A 6,776-nucleotide genomic window follows, 5' to 3' on the forward strand; every position below is an offset into this window, starting at 1 on the left:
GGGTTTCCGGCACCCGGATGGCGCCAACCAATCCCAGGGATGGGTTCATGCGGCCCGCGATTTGTGCGGCATGAGGTGCTGCTCCGCCAAGGTTGAACAGCAACTTGATTGTTATCAATTTCTCAAAAAAGCGCGGCTGTTATGCTGTCAGCAAATGATGACCGATAGCAAAACTTTTGCGACGGGCATGGCCCTCTGCCTAATCCATCGCGAGACCCAACTGCTGCGAAGGGGTCATCCAGGAGAAGGTTCGTGACCGCATTCAATGAAAGGAAACCCGCATGGAAAAGGAATGGACCAAGCAGAAAGACCGCTTCGGAATCGTGGACGTGAGGAAATTGACCAGCAACTTTTTGCCGGGTTTTCTCAAAAAGGCCGGCCAGGTGGAGGTGGGGGACGGGATCTGCGTGGTTCAGACATTTGATCCCGTGCCCCTGTACCCGGCGATGGCCTCCCTTGGGTTCGAACATGTCACCGACAAGGTGTCCGATGAGGAATATCGGGCTTACTTTTTCCGGAAAGAGAAAAAGGAGGCGCCCTTTCCGGGTACCGGCGACGCGCCCCTTAAACCGACCGCCCTGCTGAATTTCAAAAAAATCGACAATGGATTGGCGGATATCGCGGTCAATTTCTGGAATTTGACCTGGGGCAAGGAAACTCCCGCCATCGACACCAAAACCAAGTTACTGCTGTCTCTGGCCAACGGTGTCGGGGCGGGCCGACTGCGGCAGGCGACCCGCGAACTGGTGAAAGCCTATTTCCTGGGCGTTACCGTGGCCGAACTGGACGAATTATTTTCCCTGCTCATCTGGAACGGCGGCATCGGCACCTTCGCCTCGGATATCGGACCGTCAACCCTGTTCGAGGCCTATCAGACCATCAAAAATCTGGAAGACAAAGGTAAGACACGTCAGGAAATAATGGTTCTGCTCCGGGAGAAGTTCGGTGATGAAAATCCCGATGTCAACGTGCTGGCCTAGTCTGTGCGTCATGATTTTCTTCGACAACCATGCTGTTCCGGCCTGCCATGTCCGAAACGGCGGACCGGCTTTGTCGCAGCTCATTCACTCCGACCGAAAGTGGCGAGGTGTCCCATCATGAATACCATCCCCAACACGACCATCCGCATGTTCGGTGTTCTGCATACCGTACGACAACAGTCAGGGCTGCCGTCGACCGCCCAAGTTTACCTGCCGCCCGAAGGGCGCCATGCGCTGGATATTGCCCGGGAGCTCAAGCTGCCCATCGAAAAAATCGAGGGCGTGTTCGTCAATCATTTTGCCTATCCGCCCGATCGAACCATCATGCCCGGCGATCGCGTCGCCTTCATCCCTACCGGCATACCGGGATCGGATTGGCTCACCTTCTGCCTTCGCAGAGACAACGCATTGCAAAATTAATGTTCCATTAAGGTGCCTTGCCATTCAGCAACCATGTCCCCCAACGAACAACAGCCCCGGCCAGACCCTCGGACCGGGGCTGTTGTTCGTTTTGGGAGTTATGGGGGCGTCTTAACAGCTTGCTGAAAAAGTTATTTCATGATTTTTTTCAACACTGCTAGACTTGAGCTCCAAAGACGTCCTCTCAACGCCTGCTGATAGCTCTGATTGGGCCCACTCGAATCGGTCCATGGCCGGCTTTGAGGATCAATGATTATGAAGCAATTCAACATTTCAATTGTTTGGTTGATCCGATACCAAAGGAAAATGCATGAACACGGAATTGGCCTTCGTCCTCCTGCTCTTGGCTGCCACCATGGTTATGTTTGCCCTGAACCGTCCGCGCATGGATGCCGTCGCCCTGATCATGATGACGGTGTTGCCCCTGACCGGCGTCATCACCATGTCCGATGCCCTCGCCGGCTTGAGCGATCCCAATATTGTGCTGATTGCCGCGCTCTTCGTCATCGGCGAAGGGCTGGTGCGTACCGGCGTGGCGCAGGGCCTGGGTGATTTCCTGGTCAAAAAGGCCGGGAGCAGCGAAACCCGTCTCGTCGCCCTTCTCATGGCCATCGTGGCCGGCGTCGGCTCCTTCATGAGTTCAACCGGTGTTGTGGCCATATTCATCCCGACGGTCCTTCGCATCGCCCGTAACGCCGGCATCGCGGCAGGCCGATTGATGATGCCGCTCAGCATGGCAGCTCTGATCAGCGGCATGATGACGCTCATTGCGACCGCCCCGAACCTCGTCGTCAACAGCCAGCTTGCGCGCAAGGGCCACGCCGGATTTCATTTCTTCGCCTTCACGCCCTTCGGAATTCCCATCCTCCTGTGCGCCATCGCCTACATGCTGTTCGCGCGCCGATGGCTGGCCGGCAAAGACAAAACAGGCAAAATCGCAGCGGCTCGACCCCGACTTGCCGAGTGGATCGATACCTACGGCCTTGCCGAACGAGAGTATCGCCTCCGGCTTACCCCGCAATCGCCGTGGGTGGCCAAACGCCTTGACCAGCTCAATCTGCGAGCGGCGTCGGGAGTGAACATCATCGCCATCGAACGTCAAAAACTCTTCTCAACCGTCATTGTCGAGCCGACGGCGCACACCGAGTTGCAGGCCGGGGACGCCCTGTTCATGGATTTACAAAACAATACGGCAGAGATCGAGGCGCTTTGTGAGCGGTTCGTTCTCGAGAAGCTCCCCCTTTCCGGCAACTTCTTTACGGATAAATCCCAAGCCATCGGCATGGCGGAACTGATGATTACGGCGGATTCCAAGTTGATTGGCGAAACGGTCCTGTCCGCTTACTTTCGCTCCAAACACGACTTGAACGTCGTCGGCCTGAAACGCGGGCAGTCGCCCATCGCCGGCAACATACTCGACGAGTCGCTGCGCGTCGGGGATACCCTGCTGGTGGCCGGTCCATGGCGGGCGATCGAACGCCATCAAACCGACTTTCAGGATCTGGTCGTGTTGAATATGCCCGCCGAAGTGGAAGATGTCATCGCTGCACCGAATCGGGCCCCCATCGCCATCGGCGTGCTGGTCGTCATGGTGGCCATGATGGTAACGGGAATCGTGCCCAACGTGCAGGCGGCGCTCATCGGATGTCTGTTGCTTGGCCTGTTCCAATGCATCGACATGTATGATGCGTATCGTTCCATCCAATGGCAGACCCTCATCTTGATTGTCGGCATGCTGCCGTTCTCCCTGGCGCTGCAAAATACCGGAGGCGTGGACATGATGGCCGACGTGCTTCTCAGGGCGCTGGGAAACGCCGGACCGACCACCATGCTGGCCGCCATTTTCATGCTCACGGCGGCATTTGGACTGTTCATTTCCAACACGGCCACGGCGGTCTTGATCGCACCGGTTGCCTTGGCTGTCGCCGATGAGCTGGGATTATCTCCGTATCCCTTCGCCATGGCCGTGGCCTTGGCGGCGTCGGCCGCCTTTATGACCCCTGTGTCGTCACCCGTGAACACATTGGTGTTGGGACCGGGCGAGTACAATTTCTTCGACTTCGTTCGAGTGGGCGTACCGTTCACCCTGATCGTCATGCTGCTGAGTCTCGTGTTGATCCCGCTTATTTTTCCATTTGCCCCCTGAAGTCGGATAGGAGGCAGGGCCACCCCCATCGTTTCAAATTCCTGGCCCGGGAATAGGTATCTTCCAATGCCACTGTTGGGGGGATGACGGACCAAGACAAGGTTAAGAGGGGTCAGATAAACGCCCTGTGCTATCGGACTACTTCAATTTTTACGTTGCTCAAACAAGATGATATTTTGCCAATATTACCGAACGCAGTTCTTTGAAGATAAATAATTAAAATTAGCGGCGGCGTAGCGACCTTGCCCCAGGCAGGAATTTTCGAGGACCACTGCTGTATCTCCGGCAGCAGAGTTGAATGGTTCGGTGCCCTCATGTGTCCACAGTTGCGTCTTTTGGTTCCTCACCTTGGAAGGGAATGGTGATTCCCAGCCAGGTATCTCCGATTGTTTCGAAGGAAACATCCCAGGTTATAGGCTGCGCCCGTGGATCCTCAACTCCAAACCCAGACAGCTTCATGGCAGTAAAGATATCCTCCGGCAAGTCTTGCCTCAGCCACGACTTGAATACCTTCGCCAGTCCCGGCCTTGCTAATTCCAGAATCCTGTCGAAACGGGAAGGCAGGTCAAGATGCCACTCTCGGGTGTCCGGCCTCGGGCCGGATTCATCACCATCAAGTCCGATACTCACAGGTGTGCCGGTAGGAGGGAATATCCACTCGGCCTCCCAGTAAGAATGCTCGGGATGGTTGGAGATGTACATGAACGTCAGTTGCCCAAAGTCGGGGTCGTCGATTTTGGGAGGCCGGAACTGCAGCCTTAGTGACTTGAATAGGTTCATCTCATCTCCTCACCGAACGTTGGTCGAAATCGGGCGCCAGGCAAGCGGCGAGCCGCTTGCCTGGCGGCAGGACATGCTGCAGAAACCGACGGATATACATATACCAACCAGCGGACCCACGACGCGCACTCATTGACACAACGTACCCACAAAGCACGCCCGCCAGTCATGGGTACGCTGAATTGGCTGCTCGGGGGCCTTCTCGCAAACCATTGATTATCATCCCTCTTCGCAAATGGTCTTCAATATTTCCAATGCTTGAGGCCAGCCAGCATTGAACATCTCTTCGTAATCTTTATGGGTGCAGATCTCGATGTGCAACTCTGTCGAGCCATCCGTGTCGTTGAAAATATACATCTCGGTGGATCCAATCCAAGTGCGGGCCAGCCCGCTCGACACGTCTTCAGTGCCATCCTTGTTGATTATCGCAATATGCCTGGCCTTGAGTCGCTCATGGGGTGCTACCTCATCCAGCGTTGCTTTGGTGCCGCCCATGCTTGGATCTATGAATTTGATTGTTGCACCTTGTTCCCATTCCCCGATGAATTCTGAATTTGGCGAAAAGGGTTGAGTCCATCGGCGGTAGTCCAGTGGATCAAGCATATGTTGCCACACCTTTTTCCTTGGCGCATTGATTCTGATCGAGTAGGTCAAGGTCTTCATCTATTTTTCCTATCGCTCAACGCTCCGTTTCAGCGGCGGACCGAGCAACGGACCGTCCACGGCAATCGGTTTCGGGACAACACGTTCTATTTCGCTACTTCATGGCCAGGTAGCTCGTGATGAGGTTCCGATAGTTCGGAATGTGCTCAGAGAACAACGCACCAAGCCCCTCGATGTCGTTGCGCCAGTCGCGGTGCAGTTCACAGGCCACCCCAAACCAGTTCATCAGTTGCACGCCAGCCGAGTTCATGCGTGCCCAGGCTGCGTGACGAGTGACTTCATTGAACGTCCCAGAGGCATCGGTGACCACGAACACGTCGTAACCCGCCTCAACGGCCGAAAGCGCCGGAAAGGCAACACAAACCTCCGTGACTACCCCAGCGATAATGAGCTGCTTGCGTCCGGTCTTGCGGACCGCGTCGACAAACTCGTCATTGTCCCAGGCATTGATGTTGCCAGGGCGGGCGATGTACGGTGCGTCCCGGAACAGTTCCTTAAGTTCCGGCACCAATGGACCGTTCGGGCCATTCTCGAAGCTGGTAGTCAGAATAGTGGGAAGCTGGAAATATTTGGCGCTGGCCGCCAGCGCCAATACGTTGTTCTTGAACTCACCAGGAGAGAAGTCCTGCACCAGGGAGATCAGGCCGGACTGGTGGTCCACCAGCAGACAGGCTGCGTCGTCCTTCGAAAGCCGCGTGTACTTGAACGATTTAGTCATGATTCCCTCCCTCCTTGGGTTGAGACCCGATATGGGTCGGTTGCGTTGCCCAACATTGTGAATCAGGCGCGGCTATTTGTTGTCGCCTGCATCCAGCTTGTTATGCGTTTCAGTTTTTCCGGGCACAACGCTTCTTCGATCCATACCCAACAACCCCTCGCCAAGGTTTCGTGACCATCTGCCTCAGCCACCCCGGGAAGGAGGTCCAAATCAAGGAGTCGGTTGCGGAGGCAATTGCCCTGAACTTCGTGGCATCCGTCAAAGGGTCATTCTGTCGAATGCTTAACCACGCCGGCCCGAACCATGTTCAGATTGATTTATACCAGACAATGGCGCAGATGCTCGCCGGATTCGATGGATTTAGCATGGTAGCGCTCTTCCCAGCAGGCGCTCATGCGTCGTTTTCGCTAATTGGTGTCCATCCGGAAACTCCGGCTGGACACACGCTATAGCCTGATTTGGCCCCCAGAAATCGGCCTGCAGGTGATTATAGAAGGGCCATTATCAGAGAATTTATCCAAATATCAAAGGCTTAGATTGGTCCACCCCAATACTGACAGGCCCCCATGTTAGCAATACCCTGCAAACTCTTCGCGATAGAAATACTTTGACTTGACAATGTTTTAGCGCAACAATTGTGCTGTTTTAATCCTTAATCTGATTGATCTTGAAGACTTCTACTACACCCCCCGTGGCACGCCATTTCAAGCTGTGCTTGCCTTGGCGCTTTGGGGAGCCCGTCTGCAGGTCGGGCGAAGGAAATAAGACATGGCAAACAAGCCTGACGGGCCGCAAAAAATTCTGATCCGGCTTGCCGTCTTGGCTCTGGCGGCAACGACGGCACTGCTGTTTGGCAGCTCTGCCTTCGGGCAGAATTCAGCCAAACCGACGGAAGCCAACGGTATCAGCACGATCGCGCTCCAGGCGGACGGGCAACCTCCTTCTTACGGCGCCGGCCGCCTGTCCTTGACAGAGGAAGAACGGGTTTGGCTGCATGGCCACTCGGTGATTCGGGTGACGCACGATCCGGCTTGGGCGCCCATTGAATTTACCGACCCGAAGGATAATC

General features: G+C 55.4%; 7 protein-coding genes. 4 read left to right on the forward strand and 3 right to left on the reverse strand.

What is annotated here, in order from left to right; genetic code table 11:
• Positions 1–281: 281 nt before the first annotated feature.
• The 3 genes from JQN68_RS12795 to JQN68_RS12805 all read left to right on the forward strand — a co-directional run bounded on the left by JQN68_RS12795 (position 282) and on the right by JQN68_RS12805 (position 3,546).
• Complete coding sequence (locus JQN68_RS12795; RefSeq protein ID WP_225073339.1) at positions 282–980, forward strand: carboxymuconolactone decarboxylase family protein; 699 nt, start codon at positions 282–284, stop codon at positions 978–980.
• Positions 981–1,097: 117 nt separating this feature from the next.
• A complete protein-coding gene (locus JQN68_RS12800) occupies positions 1,098–1,400 on the forward strand; it encodes a MoaD/ThiS family protein (protein ID WP_225073338.1) in 303 nt (100 codons plus the stop codon).
• A gap of 310 nt (positions 1,401–1,710) precedes the next feature.
• Positions 1,711–3,546, forward strand: coding sequence for an SLC13 family permease (locus tag JQN68_RS12805; protein WP_225073337.1), 1,836 nt, complete (start codon positions 1,711–1,713; stop codon positions 3,544–3,546).
• A 312-nt stretch (positions 3,547–3,858) separates the two neighbouring features.
• On the opposite strand, the gene JQN68_RS12810 is transcribed toward JQN68_RS12805, so the two are convergent.
• The 3 genes from JQN68_RS12810 to ycaC form a co-directional block, all read right to left on the reverse strand.
• The gene (locus tag JQN68_RS12810; protein WP_225073336.1) at positions 3,859–4,326 is read right to left on the reverse strand and encodes a hypothetical protein; all 468 of its coding nucleotides are present in this window, start codon (positions 4,324–4,326) and stop codon (positions 3,859–3,861) included.
• 219 nt (positions 4,327–4,545) lie between these two features.
• The gene (locus JQN68_RS12815) at positions 4,546–4,989 is read right to left on the reverse strand and encodes an SRPBCC family protein (protein ID WP_249621229.1); all 444 of its coding nucleotides are present in this window, start codon (positions 4,987–4,989) and stop codon (positions 4,546–4,548) included.
• Positions 4,990–5,083: 94 nt separating this feature from the next.
• Positions 5,084–5,707 (reverse strand): isochorismate family cysteine hydrolase YcaC, encoded by a 624-nt coding sequence (gene ycaC / locus JQN68_RS12820; protein ID WP_225073334.1) that lies wholly within the window; start codon positions 5,705–5,707, stop codon positions 5,084–5,086.
• A gap of 768 nt (positions 5,708–6,475) precedes the next feature.
• Between ycaC and JQN68_RS12825 the strand changes: the two genes are divergently transcribed.
• Positions 6,476–6,776, forward strand: a 301-nt coding sequence (locus JQN68_RS12825; RefSeq protein ID WP_249621230.1) for a hypothetical protein, incomplete at its 3' end; no start/stop codon positions are given.

It is taken from the genome of Desulfuromonas sp. CSMB_57 (assembly GCF_020194955.2).
GTDB lineage: Bacteria > Desulfobacterota > Desulfuromonadia > Desulfuromonadales > Syntrophotaleaceae > JAFCIY02.